The sequence below is a fragment of the Pseudomonas sp. 29 genome (genome assembly GCF_002754355.1).
GTDB lineage: Bacteria > Pseudomonadota > Gammaproteobacteria > Pseudomonadales > Pseudomonadaceae > Aquipseudomonas > Aquipseudomonas neuropathica.
Map to the genome: position 1 here is coordinate 4,864,655 of NZ_PEEY01000001.1, position 18,713 is coordinate 4,883,367.

22 protein-coding genes are annotated in these 18,713 nt (G+C 59.2%); 14 read left to right on the plus strand and 8 right to left on the minus strand.

What is annotated here, in order from left to right; genetic code table 11:
• Positions 1-139 precede the first annotated feature (139 nt).
• From CLU80_RS22585 to CLU80_RS22605, 5 genes are all read right to left on the minus strand, one after another.
• Positions 140-511, minus strand: a complete 372-nt coding sequence (locus CLU80_RS22585; RefSeq protein WP_093441696.1) for a glutathione S-transferase N-terminal domain-containing protein — start codon at positions 509-511, stop codon at positions 140-142.
• Between the two features lie 104 nt (positions 512-615).
• On the minus strand, positions 616-1,161 hold the full coding sequence (gene folE / locus CLU80_RS22590) for a GTP cyclohydrolase I FolE (RefSeq protein ID WP_003442011.1): 546 nt from the start codon (positions 1,159-1,161) through the stop codon (positions 616-618).
• 77 nt (positions 1,162-1,238) lie between these two features.
• Positions 1,239-1,796, minus strand: a complete 558-nt coding sequence (locus CLU80_RS22595) for a Smr/MutS family protein (protein WP_038366959.1) — start codon at positions 1,794-1,796, stop codon at positions 1,239-1,241.
• Between the two features lie 74 nt (positions 1,797-1,870).
• Complete coding sequence (locus CLU80_RS22600; RefSeq protein WP_007914024.1) at positions 1,871-2,191, minus strand: hypothetical protein; 321 nt, start codon at positions 2,189-2,191, stop codon at positions 1,871-1,873.
• A 130-nt stretch (positions 2,192-2,321) separates the two neighbouring features.
• The gene (locus tag CLU80_RS22605; protein WP_007914026.1) at positions 2,322-2,912 is read right to left on the minus strand and encodes a cysteine hydrolase family protein; all 591 of its coding nucleotides are present in this window, start codon (positions 2,910-2,912) and stop codon (positions 2,322-2,324) included.
• Positions 2,913-3,151: 239 nt separating this feature from the next.
• Here CLU80_RS22605 and prmB point away from each other — a divergent pair, with 239 nt between their 5' ends.
• Positions 3,152-4,060: a 50S ribosomal protein L3 N(5)-glutamine methyltransferase gene (gene prmB / locus CLU80_RS22610; RefSeq protein WP_099758433.1), complete on the plus strand. Its 909-nt coding sequence runs from the start codon at positions 3,152-3,154 to the stop codon at positions 4,058-4,060.
• A 137-nt stretch (positions 4,061-4,197) separates the two neighbouring features.
• On the opposite strand, the gene CLU80_RS22615 is transcribed toward prmB, so the two are convergent.
• Positions 4,198-4,989, minus strand: coding sequence for a hypothetical protein (locus CLU80_RS22615; protein WP_099758434.1), 792 nt, complete (start codon positions 4,987-4,989; stop codon positions 4,198-4,200).
• A 99-nt stretch (positions 4,990-5,088) separates the two neighbouring features.
• Complete coding sequence (locus CLU80_RS22620; protein ID WP_099759397.1) at positions 5,089-6,042, minus strand: alpha/beta hydrolase; 954 nt, start codon at positions 6,040-6,042, stop codon at positions 5,089-5,091.
• 130 nt (positions 6,043-6,172) lie between these two features.
• Between CLU80_RS22620 and aroC the strand changes: the two genes are divergently transcribed.
• The 5 genes from aroC to mtnC all read left to right on the plus strand — a co-directional run bounded on the left by aroC (position 6,173) and on the right by mtnC (position 10,395).
• A complete protein-coding gene (gene aroC, locus CLU80_RS22625) occupies positions 6,173-7,264 on the plus strand; it encodes a chorismate synthase (RefSeq protein WP_099758435.1) in 1,092 nt (363 codons plus the stop codon).
• Between the two features lie 34 nt (positions 7,265-7,298).
• Positions 7,299-8,444 (plus strand): MFS transporter, encoded by a 1,146-nt coding sequence (locus tag CLU80_RS22630; RefSeq protein ID WP_093441720.1) that lies wholly within the window; start codon positions 7,299-7,301, stop codon positions 8,442-8,444.
• Positions 8,441-9,067, plus strand: coding sequence for a methylthioribulose 1-phosphate dehydratase (locus CLU80_RS22635; protein WP_099758436.1), 627 nt, complete (start codon positions 8,441-8,443; stop codon positions 9,065-9,067). The genes CLU80_RS22630 and CLU80_RS22635 overlap by 4 nt, the downstream gene beginning before the upstream one ends.
• A gap of 94 nt (positions 9,068-9,161) precedes the next feature.
• Complete coding sequence (locus CLU80_RS22640) at positions 9,162-9,707, plus strand: 1,2-dihydroxy-3-keto-5-methylthiopentene dioxygenase (protein WP_039763876.1); 546 nt, start codon at positions 9,162-9,164, stop codon at positions 9,705-9,707.
• Positions 9,708-9,711: 4 nt separating this feature from the next.
• Positions 9,712-10,395 carry an acireductone synthase gene (gene mtnC, locus CLU80_RS22645; protein WP_099758437.1) on the plus strand — a complete coding sequence of 228 codons (684 nt, stop codon included), beginning with the start codon at positions 9,712-9,714 and terminating at the stop codon, positions 10,393-10,395.
• A 183-nt stretch (positions 10,396-10,578) separates the two neighbouring features.
• Here mtnC and CLU80_RS22650 read toward each other — a convergent pair whose 3' ends face one another.
• Positions 10,579-10,857, minus strand: coding sequence for a DUF3509 domain-containing protein (locus tag CLU80_RS22650; RefSeq protein ID WP_008080936.1), 279 nt, complete (start codon positions 10,855-10,857; stop codon positions 10,579-10,581).
• Between the two features lie 390 nt (positions 10,858-11,247).
• Between CLU80_RS22650 and CLU80_RS22655 the strand changes: the two genes are divergently transcribed.
• The 8 genes from CLU80_RS22655 to CLU80_RS22690 all read left to right on the plus strand — a co-directional run bounded on the left by CLU80_RS22655 (position 11,248) and on the right by CLU80_RS22690 (position 18,708).
• Entirely contained in the window at positions 11,248-13,086 is a 1,839-nt protein-coding gene (locus tag CLU80_RS22655) for a long-chain-acyl-CoA synthetase (RefSeq protein ID WP_099758438.1), read from the plus strand.
• 97 nt (positions 13,087-13,183) lie between these two features.
• Positions 13,184-13,702: an ankyrin repeat domain-containing protein gene (locus CLU80_RS22660; RefSeq protein WP_095050929.1), complete on the plus strand. Its 519-nt coding sequence runs from the start codon at positions 13,184-13,186 to the stop codon at positions 13,700-13,702.
• A gap of 165 nt (positions 13,703-13,867) precedes the next feature.
• Positions 13,868-14,398, plus strand: coding sequence for a hypothetical protein (locus CLU80_RS22665; RefSeq protein ID WP_099758439.1), 531 nt, complete (start codon positions 13,868-13,870; stop codon positions 14,396-14,398).
• Between the two features lie 77 nt (positions 14,399-14,475).
• Positions 14,476-14,667: a PLDc N-terminal domain-containing protein gene (locus tag CLU80_RS22670; protein WP_007914053.1), complete on the plus strand. Its 192-nt coding sequence runs from the start codon at positions 14,476-14,478 to the stop codon at positions 14,665-14,667.
• Positions 14,668-14,907: 240 nt separating this feature from the next.
• A complete protein-coding gene (speE, locus tag CLU80_RS22675) occupies positions 14,908-15,783 on the plus strand; it encodes a polyamine aminopropyltransferase (protein ID WP_093441751.1) in 876 nt (291 codons plus the stop codon).
• 238 nt (positions 15,784-16,021) lie between these two features.
• The gene (locus CLU80_RS22680; protein ID WP_093441755.1) at positions 16,022-16,255 is read left to right on the plus strand and encodes a hypothetical protein; all 234 of its coding nucleotides are present in this window, start codon (positions 16,022-16,024) and stop codon (positions 16,253-16,255) included.
• Between the two features lie 208 nt (positions 16,256-16,463).
• Entirely contained in the window at positions 16,464-16,811 is a 348-nt protein-coding gene (locus CLU80_RS22685; RefSeq protein ID WP_093441760.1) for a ribonuclease E inhibitor RraB, read from the plus strand.
• 487 nt (positions 16,812-17,298) lie between these two features.
• Positions 17,299-18,708, plus strand: a complete 1,410-nt coding sequence (locus CLU80_RS22690; protein WP_007914061.1) for a circularly permuted type 2 ATP-grasp protein — start codon at positions 17,299-17,301, stop codon at positions 18,706-18,708.
• The last annotated feature ends 5 nt before the right edge of the window (positions 18,709-18,713 follow it).

Sequence of the window (18,713 nt, forward strand, 5' to 3'; positions counted from 1 at the left end):
GCCGGTTTATTTTTGTCTGGGATTTGCGGTGGCTGAGAGGGTCCCTTCGCGAGCAGGCTCGCTCCCACAGTGGAAATGCATTCCAAAGGGTGGGAGCGAGCCTGCTCGCGAAGGCGTCAATCAACCCACAACATAATCATCAGACAGCGGCAAACCGCTTATCCAGATAATCAATAATCACCTTGGACTCATACATCCAGGTTGTCTGGCCATTCTCTTCAATGCGCAGGCAAGGCACCTTGATCCGGCCACCCTGATCCAGCAGCGTCTGACGATCCTGCTCGTTGTTCTTCGCATCCTTCAGCGCCACCGGTACATTCAGGCGACGCAGCGTGCGGCGGGTTTTCACGCAAAACGGGCAGGCATGGAACTGATACAGGGTCAGGCCTTGCGCGGCGGCATTGACCTGGGCCTGAGTTTCGGCAGGACGCTGTTTCTTGCCCGGGCGGGTGATGAAGTCGATGAAGATAACCAGTTGGCCGAGGCCGACACGAAGCGCTTTGACGAACACGTTTAAAGCCTCACGGTGCAAATTGAGAAAGGTGCGCAGCTTACCCGATTTTTCACGGACGAAAAAAAACCGGCGATGAATGCCGGTTTTCTTCGGGCAACGAATTACTTGATAAGGCTAAGGAATTCGCTGCGGGTCGCTGCGTTTTCGCGGAACTCACCGAGCATCACCGAAGTGATCATCGACGAATTCTGCTTCTCGACACCGCGCATCATCATGCACATGTGCTTGGCCTCGATCACCACGGCTACGCCCAGCGCGCCGGTGACTTGCATCACTGCATCGGCGATCTGGCGGCTGAGGTTTTCCTGGATCTGCAGGCGACGGGCGTACATGTCGACGATCCGCGCGACCTTCGACAGGCCCAGCACTTTGCCGCTCGGGATGTACGCAACATGCGCCTTGCCGATGAACGGCAGCAGGTGGTGTTCGCACAACGAGTACAACTCGATGTCCTTGACCAGCACCATTTCGCTGTTGTCGGAGCTGAACAGGGCACCGTTGGTGACCTCTTCGAGCGTCTGTTCATAACCGCGGCAGAGGTACTGCATGGCTTTGGCGGCACGCTTTGGCGTGTCGAGCAGGCCCTCGCGGGACACGTCCTCGCCCAATTGGCCGAGAATCGCGGTGTAATTCTGTTCCAGGGACATGAAACTACCTGTGGGGATTTTCGCAAAGGGCAAGGGTACGGTGGCGGACACAACCCTGCAAGTTCGGTGTAACGCGATTATTCGTCGCGGCCTTCCATCATGGTGCGTTTGAGCATCACGTAAACCGCGCCGGCACCGCCGTGTTTCGCCTGACACGAGCAGAAACCCAGCACTTGGGCATGCTGGCGCAACCAGGTGTTGACGTGGCTTTTGATCATAGGCCGCTTGCCGTCCAGGCGCACAGCCTTGCCGTGGGTGACGCGGACGCAGCGGATTTCGAATTTAGTCGCTTCGGCAAGAAAGGCCCAGAGGGTTTCGCGGGCCTTTTCCACGCTCATGCCGTGCAGGTCGAGGCTGCCTTCGAACGGGATCTGGCCGACCTTGAGCTTGCGCATCTGACTTTCCTGCACGCCGTCACGGGACCACATCAACTCGTCTTCCGGGCCGACATCGATCACGAACTGGTCGGACAGGCCATCCACGGTAGCGGTGTCGGTGCGCACGGTGGCGGACTGGCGCAGCTTGGCGATCTGTGCGCGGTCAGCCTTGGGTTTGCCGGTGTCGGCGCGGTCGTGCTTGATCGGCTTGACGCCTTGGATCGCACTTTTGAACAGGGAAAAATCGTCGTCTTGCATGTCAGCCTCCGCGAAGGGCGGCCAGTTTACCCAAGTCGAAACAAAACGGCCCGGCAAAAAGCCAGGCCGGTGATTCAGTCGTGTTTTTTCATCAGGTGCGGGGACATGTTCAGTTCCCGCGATTGCCGGGCGCGACGCCGGCAACGACGCCACAGCGCCACGCCGAAATACAGAAACAGCAAGCCGACAGCCAGAATGATCGCCGAACCCATCGGCGTGGCATTCAAATCACCGAGCGCTGGCGGGCGCCCGAGCAGGCTGGCGGCCCCGGCCATCGCCAGCAGCACACCGAACGTCGCCAGAATGGCGGCAATCGCCGCGCCGAATCGAAAACGCCAGTTGCTTTGGCCTTTGGGCCGCAAGCGGCGTGCGTCAAATCCATCGGATAACTTCATTCCGACCTTCCTCAATGGGTATCGGCCCTTCGACCGGGAGTTGACCGGGTTGTTCCTGAGGCTATGGCATTTGCGGCAAATGAGAGGATTTTGCGGATGAGCGGCGCCGTGAGCCGCTCATCAGGGTCGATCAGATCAGGTCTTGCGTCAGCGCGAGGGTGGCGAAGTTGTCCGCCATGATCGCCATTTCGGCTTCCTGTACCACAGCGGCGCTGAGCACGCGGCCCTTGAACGGCAGGTCGCGGGTGGCGCAGGCGTCTTCGACCAGGGTGCAGCGGAAACCCAGATTCTTCGCCGCACGTACGGTGGTGCTGACACTGGAGTGGCTCATGAAACCGCAGACGATCAGGTCCAGTGAGCCAAGGTTTTGCAAACGGTCCAGCAACTCGGTGCCGTGGAACGCGCTCGGCAGCAGTTTGCCGATAATGGTTTCATCGCCCTGTGGCTCGAGGCCAGGGATGAATTCGCCGCGTTCGCCCTGCGGGTCGAACAGGCCGCCGACGGTGCCGAGGTGACGCACGTGCACGATCGGCCGACCGGCTGCACGGGCTGCGGCTACCACTTGCTTGATGTTTGCGACGGCCGCGTCCATGCCGCTCAGAGCCAGCGGGCCACTGAGATATTCTTTCTGGGCATCGATGATGACCACGGTGGCATGGCTCAGTGTGGCCGCTGCGTAACCGCGACCGCTGAGTTGAAACATCGTTTTTGGAACGGACATTCTGGGGCTCCTTGGGGTGGGGCTTTTGCGACATTGTCCTCTGGCTGAGCGGTTCTGTGAATCGCTACCATCGTAGGCACCGTCGTTATTGGCCTGCAGCCTTGTCAAGTTACACGTTCTGTTCAATAGCCGATGCAAAAAACAGAAAACTCCTACCGTCGGTGCGATGTTTTTCCTGCGTCGTCGTCGCGCGTTTTGGCTGCTAGAATCGCCAGTCGTTTTTTCTGGAGTTCTGCCCCGTGATCACTTCCCGACTTCGTACCCTGCGCGACCACATTCGTTGGGCCGTCAGCCGCTTCCATGGGGAGGATCTGTTTTTCGGCCATGGCACCGACAATGCCTGGGACGAAGCCCGGCAACTCGTACTCGGCGCGTTGCACCTGCCGTGGGAAATCGCCGATAGCTACCTCGATTGCGCGCTGGAAGACGACGAGTTGGTTAACCTGCAACGCCTGCTCAAGCGCCGTATCGAAGAACGCATTCCCACCGCTTACCTGTTGGGTGAGGCATGGTTCTGCGGCATGTCGTTCATCGTCGATGAGCGCGTGTTGATCCCGCGCTCGCCGATTGGCGAACTGATCGAAAACCGTTTCGCCCCGTGGATCGGCAACGAGCCTGCGCGGATTCTCGACCTGTGCACCGGTTCTGGTTGCATCGGTATCGCCTGCGCCTACGAGTTTCAGAACGCCGAAGTGGTGCTGGCGGATCTGTCGTTCGAAGCGCTGGAAGTGGCCAACCAGAACATCGAGCGCCATGGCGTCGATGAGCGCGTCTATACCGTGCAGGGCGATGGGTTTGATGGCTTGCCGGGCCAGCGTTTCGACCTGATCGTGTCGAACCCGCCTTACGTTGATGCGGAGGATTTCGCCGACATGCCGGACGAGTATCAGCATGAACCGGAGCTGGGCCTGGCGTGTGGCGACGATGGTTTGAACCTGGTGCGACGCATGCTCGCTGAAGCGGCGGATCACCTGACCGAGAAGGGCTTGCTGATCGTTGAAGTGGGCAACAGTCAGGTGCACGTTGACGCGCTGTACCCGGAAGTCGATTTCGCCTGGCTCGAATTCGAGCGCGGCGGGCATGGTGTGTTCATGCTGACGGCGGAGCAGTGCCGCGATCATCAGGCGCTGTTCGCTTCCCGCGTCTAATCGGGCTGCATTCCGACGCGGAGCGTGGGAACGATCAAAAGCTTCGCGAGCAAGCTCGCTCCCACAGGTTCGGTGTACGACACAAATCCTGTGGGAGCGAGCTTGCTCGCGAATGGCCGCGACGCGGTTTCAAGCGATCAGCGATGCGTGGCAATCCAGATCAACAACCCCGCCTGAAACACCGCAAACGCCACCAGACAGGTAATGGTGAAACGCAGCCCGGCGTCTTCACGCTTGAACTTGCTGACCTTCTCTTCCTGTTTCTTCAGCTTCACTTCCTGCTCGGCCAGATTCTGTTCGGCCTGCTGAAGCATCTGTGCCGCTTCAAGAATCTCGACGATCTGCAGCTTCTCGCTGTTCCAGTCGCCGAGCAAATCGCCGACCAACACATCCTTGACGCTGCCCTTCAAGTGCTGGGCATCGGCGTACACCACATCAAAACCATGCACCCGCAGGAAATGATCGCGACGCAGGCGGGTGTCTTCGCTCAGCGCGTCCTTGTTGTTCAAGTCCATGCCGTCAACGGTGTAGGTCGGCCAGCGCTTTTTCGCCCAATTGATGCCTTGCGCGGCCATGTAACGGCCGATGCCACGGTTCATTGGTTCGATCTGCAAGCCACTGTCGGGGCCGAAGTGCACACGTTTGGTCGTGTGATCAACCCACACGTCCAGCTGATTCTGCTCTTTGCGCACTCGCTGGCCGGGCAGCTTGATCGTCATGCGCATCAGGCTTTTTTCTTTGCTGTTGCGTTCGGCATAGCCGAATTCGACAAAGCGCAAGGGGCGGCCGCCAGTGTTGCGGTCGGTCTGCAGCGGGGCCAGGCGGAGCATCTTGTGGTGCTCGACGTGGACATCCGCCCACGGCAGCTCGACCGCTGGCGGTGCGTCTTTTTCAGCGGTGGTGTCGGGTGAAGTCGGGGTATCAGTCATAACGGCGAGATCCTGTCCAAGCCCTGCTTGTCGCCAGCCGTTGCGCTGGCGACAAAGGCTTATCGGCCGTTTTTTGCAGGACTAGAGGGTAAACAACCGTTAACGGGTGCGAAGTCCGTCAATAAACTCGATGATCTTCGCGCCAAGTTCCGCCGCCAGTGGCAAATTCGGATCCTTGTACGAAGCCAATTGCCGCTTCATATCGTTGTGGACGATGCGCATGACGTGGTTCATGCCGTCGATCACCGCCAGGTCGGCGTCGGGTTTGGCGGCTTTCAGCGCCTGCGCATCGCCAACGCCGACCTGCATGTCGTTGCTGCCCTGGACGATCAGCGCCGGCATCTTCAATTGCGCGAAGGCTTTCGCGGGATCCTGACGGAACAGCGAAATCAAATACGGCTGCACGCTCGGGCGGAAAATCACCTGCAACGGTTGCGGCACATTGTCGTCAGTGTGGCCGGCCTTGAGGCTGTCGAGCAATTCATTGCTGCGTAGCATCAGCGGAGGTGGGAGGCTGCGCGCCAGTTGCTCGCGGATCACCTGATCGACCGGGCGCGCGCTGCCGGACAGGGAAATCACCGCAGCGGCATCCACTTTCGGCGCGGCGAGGCTGGCAATCAGCGCGCCTTCACTGTGGCCGAGCAGGATCAATCTGCCGAAACGCGGATCGGCCTTGAGCTTCTGCCCCCACGCCACTGCGTCCGCCGCATAGGCCTCCACCGATAAATTGCGCTCATCCGGCGTTGCCGCCAGACTCGCCGCAACACCGCGTTTGTCGTAACGCACACTGGCAATGTTGTGTTTGGCCAGCACCCACGCCAGGCGCTTGAGGCTGTCGTTGCGCCCGCCGTCGGGGTTGTTTCCGTCGCGATCCGTAGGACCGGAGCCAGAAATAATCAGGACAACCGGCACCGGATTGTCGGACTTTGGCAGCAGCAGCGAACCGAAAAGTTCGCCGGTGCCGGTATCCAGAGTGACCGGGCGTTGTAGGACCGTCGCTTGGGCAAAGCCCGTAAAGAGGGTAAGACTCAAGATCAAAACTCGCAGCATCATCACGCCATCATTCGCCAAGGTGCCGGTTGGACTCGCCAGCACCACTAAGGTTCGAGGATGAACTACTCGGTTAGCCTGCGTATACTGGCGCGCATCACGAATTTGGGTTTGATTTCACGGAGCGTCCTGCATGTCCGGCAATACCTACGGCAAGTTGTTCACTGTCACCACCGCTGGCGAAAGCCATGGTCCGGCGTTGGTCGCCATTGTCGACGGCTGCCCGCCGGGCCTGGAGATCTCCCTCGAAGACCTGCAGCGCGACCTCGATCGCCGCAAGCCAGGCACCAGCCGCCACACCACCCAGCGTCAGGAAGCCGACGAAGTCGAAATCCTCTCTGGCGTGTTCGAAGGGCGCACCACCGGTTGCTCGATCGGCCTGCTGATCCGCAACACCGACCAGAAGTCCAAGGACTACTCGGCGATCAAGGATCTGTTCCGCCCGGCCCACGCCGACTACACCTACCACCACAAATACGGTGAGCGCGACTACCGTGGCGGTGGTCGCAGCTCGGCGCGCGAGACCGCAATGCGCGTAGCGGCCGGTGCGATCGCGAAGAAATACCTGGCCACCCAAGGCATCGTCATTCGTGGCTACATGAGCCAGCTCGGCCCGATCGAAATCCCGTTCAAGACCTGGGATTCGGTGGAAGACAACGCTTTCTTCAGCCCCGATCCGGACAAAGTCCCGGAGCTGGAAGCCTACATGGATCAATTGCGCCGCGATCAGGACTCGGTCGGGGCGAAGATCACCGTCGTTGCCGAAGGCGTGATGCCGGGTCTGGGCGAGCCGATTTTCGACCGTCTCGACGCTGAGCTGGCGCATGCGCTGATGAGCATCAACGCAGTCAAAGGCGTGGAAATCGGTGCCGGTTTTGCCTCGGTCGCCCAGCGCGGCACCGAACACCGCGATGAAATGACCCCGGAAGGTTTCCTCAGCAACAACGCGGGCGGCATCCTCGGTGGTATTTCGTCCGGTCAGCCGATCGTTGCGCATCTGGCCTTGAAGCCGACGTCGAGCATCACCACCCCGGGCCGTTCGATCGATATCCACGGCAACCCTGTGGACGTCATCACCAAGGGCCGTCACGACCCGTGCGTCGGCATCCGCGCCACGCCGATTGCCGAAGCGATGATGGCCATTGTGCTGATGGATCACTTGCTGCGTCACCGTGGCCAGAATGCCGATGTGCGCGTGAGCACGCCGGTGCTGGGTCAGCTTTGATGGCAGGCCTTAAAGCCGTCGCGGCATAACCGGCGTGGCGGCGCTCCCTTACTGGCGGCTGTCCAGTTTCTATCTGTTCTATTTCGCCTTGCTCGGGTCGACAGCGCCGTTTCTGGCGCTGTACTTCGACCACCTCGGCTTCAGTCCTGCGCGGATCGGTGAGCTGGTCGCGATCCCGATGCTGATGCGCTGTGTGGCGCCGAACATCTGGGGCTGGCTCGGTGATTACACCGGCAAACGCCTGGCTATCGTGCGTTTCGGCGCGGTGTGTACGCTGCTGACGTTTTCACTGATCTTCGTCAGCAAGACCTACGCCTGGTTGGCGATGGTCATGGCGCTGCACGCGTTCTTCTGGCACGCGGTGCTGCCGCAGTTCGAAGTCATCACCCTGGCGCATTTGCAGGGGCAGACCTCGCGCTACAGCCAAATCCGCTTATGGGGCTCGATCGGTTTCATCATCACCGTGGTTGCACTCGGCCGATTGTTCGAATGGCTCAGCCTCGACATCTACCCGGCGGCGCTGGTGTTGATCATGGCCGGCATCGTCCTTAGCAGTCTGTGGGTGCCGAACGCGCAGCCGCCGCAAGGCAATCGGCCGAGCGGTGAGGGCTTTCTCACACAACTGCGCAATCCCGGCGTGCTGGCGTTTTACGGCTGCGTCGCGCTGATGCAAATGAGCCACGGCCCGTATTACACCTTTCTGACCCTGCACCTTGAACGACTCGGTTACACACGTGGCACCATCGGCATGCTCTGGGCCGTGGGTGTCGTTGCCGAAGTGCTGATGTTCATGGCAATGAGCCGGATTCTCGCGCGGTTTTCCCTGCGCCGGGTGCTGATGGCAAGTTTTCTGCTGGCAGCGCTGCGCTGGTTGTTACTAGGTTCGTTCGCCGAGTTCCTGTGGGTGCTGTTGTTTGCGCAGGTGCTTCACGCGGCGACTTTCGGCAGTTTTCACGCCGCTGCCATCGCTTTCGTGCAACGTAGCTTCGGCGCGCGCCAGCAAGGGCAGGGCCAGGCGTTGTACGCCGCACTGGCCGGCACCGGCGGCGCCATGGGCGCGTTGTATTCCGGCTACAGCTGGAATGCCCTCGGCGCGACATTGACCTTTAGTATTGCCAGTCTCGCGGCGCTCGCTGCTGCCGTTATCATTGCCACACGTATGCAAGAGGACCGGCCATGAGCCTTACGCGTGAACAACTCGCCCAGCAAATCGTCGATGCCGGGCGCTTTCTTTATGGTCGCGGCTGGTCGCCGGCCACCAGCAGCAATTACTCGACACGCCTGTCGCCGAGCGAAGCGCTGTTGACCGTTTCGGGCAAGCACAAGGGCCAGTTGAGTGTGGACGATGTGCTCGCCACCGACCTCTCCGGCACTAGCCTGGAGCCGGGCAAAAAGCCGTCCGCCGAAACCCTGCTGCACACCCAGCTGTATAGCTGGCGGCCGGAGATCGGCGCAGTGCTGCACACCCATTCGGTCAACGCCACGGTGCTGTCGCGCCTGACTCCGCAGGACTTTATCGAGTTCGAAGACTACGAGTTGCAAAAAGCCTTCAGCGGCATCTCGACCCATGAATCGCGGGTGCGCGTGCCGATTTTCGACAACGATCAGGACATTGCGCGCCTCGCCGCCAAGGTGCAGCCTTGGCTCGACGCCCATCCTGATTGTGTCGGTTACCTGATTCGCGGCCACGGCCTCTACACCTGGGGCGCGCAGATGAGCGACGCGCTGCGGCAGATCGAGGCCTTTGAATTTCTGTTTGAATGCGAGTTGAAAACCCGCAGCGTCATGAACCGCCAAGGCTGACTTCACCAGAAGTAGCCCATTTGCCTGATGAAATGCTGTGCCCGACCGGTCTGCAAGAACCGGACGGCAAGGCCGATACCGAGGAATTGCCCCAATGAGCAGCCTGTCCGTCTATCACGTCTCAAGCCCTGAAATTCCGAACAAGGTGCTGACCCACTTTGAAGACATCGCCTCGACCCTGGCCGAGCAGGGCGTGCGCTTCGACCGCTGGCAAGCCGCCGCGAAGATCCAGCCCGGCGCCACCCAGGAAGAGGTGATCAGTGCTTATAAAGAGCAGATCGATAAGCTGATGACCGAGCGCGGTTACATCACTGTCGACGTCATCAGCCTGAACAGCGATCACCCGCAAAAAGCCGAGCTGCGCGCCAAGTTTCTCGAAGAGCATCGCCATGGCGAAGACGAAGTCAGATTTTTCGTCGCCGGCCGTGGGTTGTTTACCCTGCACATCGACGATTACGTTTATGCCGTGCTTTGTGAGAAGAACGACCTGATCTCGGTACCGGCCGGCACCAAGCACTGGTTCGACATGGGCGAGCATCCGCACTTTGTCGCGATTCGCCTTTTCAACAACCCGGAAGGCTGGGTTGCCAATTTCACCGGCGAAGACATCGCCGGCCGCTTCCCGCGTCTGGAGGACTGATTCGATGTCGATCAAAGCCATAGTTACGGACATCGAAGGCACCACCAGCGCGGTAAGTTTCGTGTTTGACGTGCTGTTTCCGTACGCGGCCAAACATTTACCGGATTTCGTGCGGCAGAACGCCGAACGCGCCGATGTGGCCGAACAACTCGACGCTGTGCGCCGTGACAGCAATGCGCCGCAGGCTGATGTTGAGCGGGTTGTCGAGATTCTCTTGAGCTGGATCGAGGAAGATCGCAAAGCCACTCCACTCAAGGCCTTGCAAGGCATGGTCTGGGCGCAGGGTTATCACGCCGGGCAGTTGAAGGGGCATGTTTACCCGGATGCCGTTGAAGCGCTGCAGCGCTGGCATGCTGCCGGTTATCAACTGTTTGTGTACTCGTCGGGATCGATTCAGGCGCAGAAACTGATTTTCGGCTGCTCGGAGGCGGGGGATCTGACGCCGTTGTTCAGTGGTTATTTCGACACGACGTCGGGGCCTAAGCGTGAAGTGCAGTCGTACACCAATATCCAGCAAGCCATCGGTGTTGAAGCGGGGGAGATTCTGTTCCTCTCGGACATTGTTGAAGAACTCGACGCCGCGCAAGAGGCTGGCCTGCAAACCTGCGGCCTGGCCCGCGAAGGCGGGGAGTTGGGCAGCCACATCACCGTCGACACGTTCACCGGCATAGAACCGGAAGCCTTCTGACCACACAAAAAACCCCTGTGGGAGCGAGCTTGCTCGCGAAGGTGGAGTATCAGACGAAAAATTTATCTCTGACACACCGCTTTCGCGAGCAAGCTCGCTCCCACAGGGGTATGCGTCAGGCATAAAAAAACAGGCCGTGAAGCGGAAGCTCCACGGCCTGTTTTGTCTAATGCGCTTTGAAAATTACAGCGAGTGATATGTCGGCAGAGCAAAACGCTGCTGGCTCTGCAGCATGGCAATTTGCGGCAACTCACTGGCTTGTTCTGCCAGGTCACGACGAATTGCACTGATCGCCCACGACAGTTGGTCGCCGGCATGCAGTTGTTGATAAGTCAGTGCGCGTTTGAACACTTTACCGTCGCTGCTGCGCAGGGTCAGCAGGATCCCGCCATCGGGACGTGGCGCAGTGGTGACGTCGAAGTTGGAGAACAGGGAGGTAAATTTTTCTTGGATCAGGCTCATGTCTTTCAGCTCCGTATGCACTTGAATGGCAAGCATGCAGAGGAGGTTGCAGCGATTGTGCCAGCATTTGAAAATAAAAAAATCGTTATAAATCAATGAGATAAAAATAATGAAAATTCAGGTGGTCGTGCAAACTGCATGAATGGCCATCGTGCATCCTGCATTTTGCGGGATCGATATCGATTCGATGGAACCAATCGCTGAACCGCAGATCACCTGCGCTCGCTAAAGAGCAGCGGATACAAAACATTGCAAAAACCGCGTGTACAGCCCGAGAAGCGCTGACGTATTTTCGACCTCGACCCGTGCTCGAATGCGCCGGTTGGTTCAAGTCAAAGCCCGAAAAATAAAAACATCGACCTGCACGTCAAGGTTGAACGGGGAGCTTCCATGAGTCACGCGCCAAGCGACACGATTACCTGGGGCATGATGCTCCGCAAACTGCCGATGATTGCCAAAGCCATCCCGCGGGTGGTCAAGGGCATGAAGGTGGCCAACGTCACGGATCCGACCCAAAGCTGTGGCCTTGGCTGGACATTCGAGCAAGCGACGCTGCGCAATCCCGAGGGGCCGGCGTTATTGCACGGCGATGTGCGGCTGACCTATGCGCAGGTCAACCAGTGGGCCAACCGCATCGCTCACTATCTGAACGGGCGGGGCATCGGCAAGGGCGACGTGGTCGCAGTGTTCATCGAAAACCGCCCGGAACTGCTGGTGACCATTCTGGCGCTGGCCAAGGTCGGCGCGGTCAGCGCGCTGCTCAACACCTCGCAGACGCGTGACACACTTGTCCACAGCGTGAATCTGGTGGCGCCGGTGGCGATCATTGTGGGCGAAGAACTGCTTGCGGCGTATGCGGCGATTCGCGATCAAGTAGCGATCACTGCACCGCGCACCTGGTTTGTCGCCGATCAGGACACCTACAGCCATCCGGGCATTGCGCCCGACGGGTACGTCAATCTGATCAGCGCCAGTGCCGACGCCTCCAGCGAGAATCCGCCAAGCAGCCAGCAGATCTTCTTCGACGATCCGTGTTTCTACATTTATACCTCCGGCACCACCGGCCTGCCCAAGGCCGGGGTGTTCAAGCACGGTCGCTGGATGCGCAGCTCCGCCAGTTTCGGCATGATCGCTCTCAATATGAGCCCTGACGACGTCGTCTATTGCACCTTGCCGCTGTACCACGCCACCGGTCTTTGCGTGTGCTGGGGTTCGGCGGTGAACGGTGCTTCGGGTTTCGCGATCCGCCGCAAGTTCAGCGCCAGTCAGTTCTGGAGCGACGTGCGCCGCTACCGCGCGACGACCATCGGTTACGTCGGCGAGCTATGCCGTTATCTGGTCGATCAACCGGCCAGCGCCGATGATAGCCGTCACGATGTGCGCAAGATGATTGGCAACGGCTTGCGCCCCGGCGCCTGGGCCGAGTTCAAGACACGTTTCGCCGTCGAGCACATCTGTGAGCTGTACGCGGCGAGCGACGGCAACATCGGATTCACCAACATTCTCAATTTCGACAACACCATCGGTTTCTCCCTGATGGCCTGGGAATTGGTCGCCTACGACCATCACAGCGGTGAGCCAATCCGCAGTCCTGACGGATTCATGCGCAAGGTCGGCAAAGGCGAGCAGGGACTTTTGCTGGCAAGGATTGACGAAAAAGCCCCACTGGACGGCTACACCGATCCACAGAAAACCGCCAAGGTCGTGTTGCACGACGTGTTTAGCAAAGGTGATCGTTTTTTCAACACCGGCGACCTGCTGCGCAACATCGGCTTCGGTCACGCTCAATTTGTCGATCGCCTCGGCGACACCTATCGCTGGAAGGGCGAAAACGTCTCGACCACCGAAGTCGAAAATCTTCTGCTGCAACACCCGCAGATTTCCGAGGCGGTGGCTTATGGCGTGGAGATCTGCAATACCAACGGCCGCGCCGGTATGGCGGCGATCACGCCAGCGGAATCCCTTGCGACGCTGGATTTCGCCGAGTTGCTGACTTTTGCCCGGGAGCGCATGCCAGCCTATGCCGTGCCATTGTTCCTGCGAGTGAAGGTCAAGATGGAGACCACCGGCACCTTCAAATACCAGAAAACCCGACTCAAGAACGAAGGCTTCGACCCCGGCCAGACGGGGGATGACCCGATCTTCGCATGGCTGCCCGGCACGCAGACTTACGTTCGGGTCACCGATGAAGTGTTGGCAGAAATTCATCAGGGCAAGCATCGTTATTGAATCTGGCTATGGCTCGACTTGAGAAAAAGGGGGTGACAGCCAGCGCCTCGCTCGGGAAACTGTCGGCTTTCCGATTGACCGAAAGTGGAGTTGCCCCATGTCCGACCAAAGCCGCCAGATGACCCCTGAAGAAGCTGCCGAATTCACCGAGCAGGTTTTCAACAAGGCGCGCGACGGTGATGCCGAGATGCTTGATCGCCTGGTCACGGCCGGTTTGCCAGTCAACCTGAAGAACAGCAAGGGTGACACGTTGTTGATGTTGGCCAGCTATTACGGCCATCTGGATGCGGTGCAGGTGTTGCTTAAACACAAGGCCGACCCGGAAATGCGCAATGGCAACGGCCAGAGCCCGATTGCCGGCGCCGCGTTCAAAGGCGATCTGCCGGTGGTCAAGGCGCTGGTCGAAGCGGGCGCAGAGATTGAAGGCTCGTCGTTTGATGGTCGTACGGCGCTGATGATGGCGGCGATGTTCAACCGCGTTGAAATCGTTGATTACCTGATCAGCAAGGGGGCCAATGCGCAAGCCAAGGACGCCAATGGCGTGACGGCGCTGGATGCGGCCCGCACGATGGGGGCGGTTGATACCACCGCTCAGTTGGAAAAACTGCTGGCCTGACGGGCCTCAAAAGATCGCAGCCTGCGCTAGCTCCTCCATTGAACGCGTTGGTCTGCCATTCCGTGGATGAGCGCTGAGCGTAGGCGCTGCCGAGGCTGCGATCTTTTGCTTTGTGCGCTATCCTCCGCGCCCTCGAAATTCACCTTCGCCACAGGATCCGCCCTCATGAAAGCCGCACTCGTCGAACTCATCAGCAAAATCAGCTCCGGCTGCATGGGCGAGGACGAGATCCTGAAAGTGGCTGACGAAGCCGCGCAAGCTTACGCCGATGCCGATGCCTTTCTGGCAGCCAACCCGGACATCAACTACGACGACACATTCCCGATTGCGTTGGGCGAGTGGGTCGTGGTCGGCAGCCTGCCGGAAACCGTGCTGTTCCAGGCCGACACCTACGTTGACCTGTTTGCGCAGATCGTTGCCTCGTTTGGCCCGGGCGTGGATTTCAACCTCAAGCCCAAGCAACTGGCCAAGACCGAAGCGCTGACCGCGCTCAATCGCATCCAGGTGCAGATGAGCAGCATGAACAAGGAAAACGGCGGTTACACACTGATGAACTTCAGCCAGTTGCTCGACGACGAACTGCAGGTGGTGCTGGTCTACGGCAACGACGTGCCACGGGTGCTGGAGCTGTGCGCCGAAGTCGGTATCGCCGCTGCGCCATCGCTCGAAGCGCTGAAGATCGCTGTACACGTCTGAGCGAGATAGCAATAAAAGGGAACCCTGCGCGCGACCGTCTATCCTAAAAGTGCATGCCACTATTCTGGAGCGACACCATGGGTTCCACGTTCAACGGTCTGATCGGTCTGATCATCCTCGCCCTCGACATCTGGGCCATCATCAATGTGCTGAAAAGCGGCGCCACCACCGGGATGAAAATCGTCTGGGTGCTGCTGATCATCCTCCTGCCAGTGCTGGGCCTGATCATCTGGGCGATTGCCGGACCGCGGGGCAACGTGCGGATCTGACGCTGATCCCGAGAACACCGCAATACCCTGTAGGAGTGAGCCTGCTCGCGATAGCTATCCTCCAGTCAATGAGTCAGTGACTGAAAAACCGCTATCGCGAGCAGGCTCACTCCTACAAGGGATTGCGATTTGCTGATGAAGGGAGGTTCTACCTGTCATCTTCGGCAACGTAGAATGCGCGCCTTTCCCGGGCAATCGCCCCCACGATTGGCGCCCGCGCATTCATCGGAGCACTTGACCATGACCGTCACCAAAACCAGCGAGTACCTGGAAACCCTCTACGAGGGCTACGGTCAGCGCTTTCGCATGGAAAAACTGCTGCACGAAGTGCGCACCGAACACCAGCACCTGGTGATTTTCCAGAACCCGCGCATGGGCCGGGTGATGGCGCTGGACGGCGTGATCCAGACCACCGAAGCCGACGAATTCATCTACCACGAAATGCTCACCCATGTGCCAATCCTCGCCCACGGCAGCGTCAAGCGCGTGCTGATCATTGGTGGCGGTGACGGCGGCATGCTCCGTGAAGTGACCAAGCACGCCGGTGTCGAGCACATCACCATGGTCGAGATCGACGGCACCGTGGTCGATATGTGCAAAGAGTTCCTGCCGAACCACTCCAGCGGCGCCTACGACGATCCACGCCTGAACCTGGTGATTGACGACGGCATGCGTTTCGTCGCCACCACCACGGAAAAATTCGACGTGATCATCTCCGATTCCACCGACCCGATCGGCCCGGGCGAAGTGCTGTTCTCGGAGAACTTCTATCAGGCCTGCCATCGCTGCCTGAACGAGGGCGGCATCCTCGTGACCCAGAACGGCACACCGTTCATGCAGATCGACGAAGTAAAAACCACTGCCGGTCGCCTCAACAGCCTGTTCCCGGACTGGCACTTCTACCAGGCGGCCGTTCCTACCTACATCGGTGGCTCGATGACTTTCGCCTGGGGCTCGACCAATCCGGCGTACCGCAAACTGAGCCGTGAAACCCTGCAACAGCGCTTCATCGGCAGCGGCATCGTCACCCGCTACTACAACCCTGAAATCCATATCGGCGCGTTCGCCTTGCCGCAATACGTGCTGCAGGCGATCAACAAGCCAAGCAACGACTAAAAGAACACTGCAACTCCCCTGTGGGAGCGAGCTTGCTCGCGAAGGCGTCAGGTCAGTCAAAGAATATGTCGACTGGACAGGCCCTTTCGCGAGCAGGCTCGCTCCCACATTTGTTTGCTCCACACGATAGATGTCGTTTTTTTCATCTTCCCCCGCTGTAATCCTTTTGAACCAACCCTCTGCGTCTAAAGTCGAGATAGGTGTAAGCCCATTTGCGGGTTTGATCGAGGAGGCACCGATGCAAAAGTGGAAAGTCACTTTCGTGGACGATCATGGTGAAATTGTCGATGAGGTGTTCGAGCGCGCGGAATGCCCCAGCGACGATGAGGCCGCTCGATTGATCAAGGCACGGCTTCTGCCCGTCGCCGCCGAACTGGATCTCAACGATCTGGAAGGGCGCACCGCCGATGCGGGCGTGAAAAACCTGAAAACCCAGAACAGCATCGAAATCCGCAGCATCACACCCGTCTGACAGTTCCTGTCATCTCTTGAAACCAGGCCTTGGCAGCAGCTCTATCTTGGGGCTACTCTGCAAGCGAGATCAGCGAACGGATCGCTAAGGTCTGGTCTTGTCAGCTACATGCTTGTTCCCGCGTGCAACCACGTTGCCGTCGTACTTTGGCCAAAGGCCCGGGGCGGGAATACGGAAAGTCTATCCATCTATGCGAGGGGGACGATTCATGAGCACAGCCTATCAAGAAGACATCAGCAGCAATGTTCTGCGCCGCATGAAAGAAGGCGGTTTCGATTTTTCCCGATTCCATCCCATCGAGTTCTACGCGATTTTCCCGGACGAGGAGCGGGCGCGCAGGGCGGCAGGCAAATTTCGCGGTGAATCCATCAATGCCCAGGTCAGCCTGCGTGATGACGGTGCGTGGGCGCTGGAATTGAGCAAAGTGATGTACGCGACATATGACGATATCGGCGACTTCGAGCAGGGATTCTCTGCCGTGGTTGAACCTCTGGGTGGCATTATCGAAGGCTGGGGTGTGAAACAGGAGGTGCGCAACCGCCACCGTTTGAATTGATCTCTGGTTTCATTTGTTGAGCAACGGCTGACCTTCGGGTTGGCCGTTGTCATTTCCGGCATAAGCAAAACGCTGTGGCAAAACCCTGAAACAAGAAACCGAGGCAAAAAAAAGCCACCGGAGAGGGTGGCTAAAAGGGAAGACCGATAAGGAGAGGAAACCGGTCAGGGTTACAGCGGGGCGGGCCGCCGAGGCGATCCCAATCAGTTGAGCTGGCCGCTTCATGGCGCCGGGGCCGGTGAAGATTTGCAGCGAATGTGCGGATTATCCGCAGGCAGCGCCGGGCAGTGAAATCAACTCTGACTATGCTGGTGATAGGCGATGCAGTGCGTCGCAATGAAGCGGGGGCAATCCGGTTGGGGCATTTGCCGCACAGGAATGGTGCGGTGCTTGCGGCGTGTATTTCCAACCGATTGAAATCAAAGCGTTTATGCCGATGGCACGGGCCTTGCGAAGGCCTGTATGTCCGGGTGACAAGGAGTACGGCATGATCCGCACCTATTTTGATGAGATGTACGATGCCGGCGGCCAGGTTCGCCCGCATTATCGGGAGTTCGCCCGATGGCTGGCCGATACGCCGGATGAGCTGTTGGCCCAGCGGCGACGCGAGGCCGATCTGCTGTTCCATCGCGCCGGCATCACGTTCACGCTCTATGGCGACGAGCAGGGCACCGAGCGCCTGATTCCTTTCGACACCATCCCGCGCAGCATTCCTGCCAGTGAATGGCGAATCGTTGAGCGCGGCTGCATCCAGCGGGTCAAGGCGTTGAACATGTTCCTCGCCGACCTTTATCACGAGCAGCGCATTATCAAGGCCGGGATCATTCCCGCCGAACAGGTGCTGGCCAACGAGCAATATCAGTTGGCGATGCAAGGCCTGGATCTGCACCGCGATATCTATTCGCACATCTCCGGCGTCGATCTGGTGCGCGACGGCGACGGCACTTATTACGTGCTCGAAGACAACCTGCGAACACCGAGCGGCGTCAGCTACATGCTCGAAGACCGCAAGATGATGATGCGCCTGTTCCCGGAGCTGTTCGCCGCCCAGCGTATTGCCCCTATCGATCACTACCCGAACCTGCTGCTCGACACCCTGAAAAGCTCAAGTCCGATCGATGACCCGAGCGTGGTGGTGCTGACGCCGGGGCGCTTCAACAGTGCGTTCTTCGAGCACGCATTCCTGGCGCGGGAAATGGGCGTTGAACTGGTCGAGGGCGCGGATCTGTTCGTTCGCGACGACAAAGTCTTCATGCGCACTACGGACGGCCCGAAAGCGGTGGACGTTATCTACCGTCGGCTCGACGACGCGTTTCTCGATCCACTGGCGTTCAACCCCGACTCGATGCTCGGTGTGCCGGGGCTGCTGTCCTCTTATCGCTCGGGCAACGTGGTGCTGGCCAACGCCATCGGCACCGGCGTAGCGGACGACAAATCGGTGTATCCGTTCGTTACTGACATGATCCGGTTCTACCTCGACGAAGAGCCGATTTTGAAGAACGTACCGACCTGGCAATGCCGCAACCCGTCTGAACTTTCTCACGTGCTGGCCAATCTTCCAGATCTGGTGGTCAAGGAAACCCAAGGCTCAGGCGGTTACGGAATGTTGGTCGGGCCGGCATCGACGAAAGCGGAAATCGATGCTTTCCGCGAACGGATCAAAGCCAAACCCCACGCGTACATCGCGCAACCGACGCTGTCGCTGTCGACCTGTCCGACCTTTGTCGAAAACGGCATCGCGCCGCGCCATATCGACTTGCGTCCGTTTGTCTTGTCCGGGCGCGAAACCCGGGTGGTTCCCGGCGGTTTGACCCGTGTGGCGCTGCGCGAAGGCTCCTTGGTGGTGAATTCCTCCCAGGGTGGCGGAACCAAGGACACCTGGGTGGTCGAGGATTGAAGGAA